This window comes from Spirillospora sp. NPDC049652, assembly GCF_040675125.1.
Classification (GTDB): domain Bacteria; phylum Actinomycetota; class Actinomycetes; order Streptosporangiales; family Streptosporangiaceae; genus Spirillospora.
Genome location: NZ_JBFAOF010000935.1, coordinates 1 through 2,762 on the forward strand (window position 1 = coordinate 1; position 2,762 = coordinate 2,762).

General features: G+C 74.5%; 2 protein-coding genes. Both read right to left on the reverse strand.

Annotation, left to right across the window (positions count from 1 at the left end):
- Positions 1-751 (reverse strand): hypothetical protein (locus tag AB0J52_RS35055; protein ID WP_500187205.1); only part of this gene is annotated, 751 nt, incomplete at its 3' end.
- Between the two features lie 473 nt (positions 752-1,224).
- Positions 1,225-2,331, reverse strand: coding sequence for a cell envelope lipid trafficking protein PgfA (gene pgfA / locus AB0J52_RS35060; RefSeq protein ID WP_500187206.1), 1,107 nt, complete (start codon positions 2,329-2,331; stop codon positions 1,225-1,227).
- Between the last annotated feature and the right edge of the window lie 431 nt (positions 2,332-2,762).

Below are 2,762 nucleotides of genomic sequence, written 5' to 3' on the forward strand. Positions count from 1 at the left end.
CCACCCACCCGGCCGCCGGCCCGACCATCTCGCGCGCCGCGACCATCGCCGTGACCATGCGGAACGGCAGGTACACCGCCGGGTTCACGCCGCTGCGGGCGCAGGCGCGCATCAGCTCGCCGAGCACGTCCCCGCCCGTCCCGAACGCCGCGACCTCGACGCGCCGGTCGACCACCCGCTCGATCCGCGCGGCCAGGCGCTGCCGGCAGTGCCGGACCCGCAGCCGGGCGGGGACCGGAACCCATCCCGGCAGGTGGACGTAGCGGGGGCCGACCGTGCCGCGCAGCCGGACCAGCTCGGTCTCCGCGTGCAGCAGCTCGTCGGCGTCGGGGCCGAAGTGGTAGCGCGCGGTCATCTCGGCGACCGCGTCGGCGAGCCGGGGCAGCGCCTCGGTCTCGCCGCCGACCGGCCAGGAGTCGGCCAGCTCGGCCGCGCCGACGGCCAGCACGCCCGCGTTCCGGGCGACCCGGCCGTGCCGGAGGGTCCGGATGCGCATCGCCTCGACGGCCTCGTTCTCCCGGCGGGCCCGGGACGGCAGCGCGAACGTCCCGCGCGGCGTGCCGAACTCCTGCCCGGTGCGGCGCAGCACCTGCCGGGTGCCGTCCAGCCCGGCGACCATGTGGACGTGCGGGGCGACCTGCCACACGTCGCCGAAGCGGGCCGTGCCCGCCATCAGGAAGCCCGGACGGTCCGTCTCGTACGCGCCCACACCGGGGATCACGCCGTCGCGCGGGACCGGCGGCCGTTTCATCGCACCCTCCTCCGTGTTCTCGTGCCGGGAACGAGGACCGGACGGAGCACCGCCGCACAGGGCCGCCGGCACTCCGCCCGGGAGCGCCCGCCGCCGGGGCGACGGGTGCTCAGGCGGGCCCTACCAGGGGTAGACCAGGTACGCGCCCATGCGCGCCGCCCGCCGGTCGGTGAGGAGACGCCTCACAGCAGCCATTCCGAGCACCTCCCTCCTGCTCGTCCGACCGTCCCCAAACCGGGCGATCCCGTGGGACGGCACCGGTTGGGGACTTAGAGTAGTTAATTGATCACTGTTTGTGACATGCCGGAGGAGTGAGGGACCTCTCCCCCGCCAACCCCGAACTGAGGCGGGCGCGGCGGGAACATGACCGGCCGCTCAACCCGGCCCGCCGCCAGCGCGAACACCCCGGAGTCCGCCGCGGGGCGGGTCCGGGGTGAGTCGGGAGGGACGGGGAGGGGTGGGGGCGGGGCGGGTCAGGTGCGGTCGCCGAGGCGGCGCGGCTGCCGGGTGGACGGGCGCGCCTGGCGGCGGGCCCGAGCCGACCCGGCGGCCGGGTGCGCGCGCCGGCGGGTGCCCGGCGGCGGGCCCGCGGCGAGACCGCCGAAGCGGCCGTCCGGTCCGCGCGGCGCGATCGGGGGCGGCGGCACGTCGCGCCTGCGCATGAGCGTCATCGTCGACCCGGCGCAGAGCATCCCGAGGCCGAGGAGCAACGCGACGACGGGACCGTAGACCCGCGTCCAGGCGATCTGCGTGGCGGACTTGTTCGACAGCGCCGCCAGGTGCCCCTGGTCCTCCGGGACGGTGACCAGGTCGGCGTCCGCGACGACCAGGCGGCCCGTGCCGTCCCGGTTGCGGAGCGACTGGGTGATCTTCTGCTCCTGCTTGACCGGGATGCCCGTCCGCGGGTCGACCCACTGGGTGTTGACGGCCTCGAAGTAGCGGTCCACGCGCTGCGGGTAGGAGTCCTTGCCGAGGCCGAGCATGTCGCCGGGCATCTTCACGCCCATCGTCTCGACCTTCACCAGCGGGACCTCCTGGACGAACCGGTAGGTCCGCACGCCCGCGACCTGCTCCTCGCCGCTGTACCGCATCGGCAGCGTGCGGCGGGTGGTGGTGTCGTAGAACGGGTAGTCGCGCTTGTGCACGTCCGCGATCGGGAACAGCAGCCCGTACCCGAACATCCGCACGTTGACGTCGCCGCCGACGTTGGCCGCGCAGCAGTTCACCAGCAGCGCGGTACGGCGGTCGAAGGCCATCCGGAACGCCTGGAGGCTGACCTGCTTGCCGGTGGCCTTGTCGGTGACGGTGGTCGAGGAGTCCCAGACGGCGATCCGCTCGTTCCCGCCGTTCGCCTTCACGTCGCCGCGGATGGTGCTGTCGGCGAGCAGGGTCATGCCCGTCTTGAGCTTCAGCGAGGCCATGTCGAAGACGCTGGCGTTCGCGGCCTCCAGCCGGACCCGCTCGTAGCGGTTCAGCGGAGCCTGGACGACCTGGTCCGACACGTAGAAGCGGATCAGCGGGGCGAGCGTGGTCAGGAACGCGCCCGCGACGACGAGCACGATTGCCAGCGAACGCCGCATCACACCTCCCGGGGGGCGGCCGGAGCCTCCCCGGTCCTCCCGGCGCGTCCGGCCGAACGGGCCTGACCAGGCCCTCAGGCCCGGCATGTCCGGTTACCCTACAGGATCAGCCGTCCCATACCCCCCGTCTCCACCCCACCGCGAACACCCCCGCACCTCCCGCCTCCGCCCCCGGCAGGAACGTCCCGTGACCCACGCCCACGCGCCGCACGCGCACCACTCCGCGGCCCCTCCCGCACGGCTGTCCGCCCGCCTGGCAGCGCGCCTGGCAACGCCGCTGTACGCGCGATCGACCGCTCCGCCGTCCGCGCGATCGGCCGCGCGACTGTACGCGTGCCAGAGCTCGCCGGCGAAGAACCGGCCGAACTCCATCAGCGCCGTCGTGCCGTGCGGCCCGCCGGTGCGGAAGGTGGTCAGCTGCCGCGCGAAGT

Bases quoted from the DNA above. Each gene is read 5' to 3' on its own strand.
- pgfA (WP_500187206.1), bottom strand. From the start codon at position 2,331: ATGCGGCGTTCGCTGGCAATCGTGCTCGTCGTCGCGGGCGCGTTCCTG.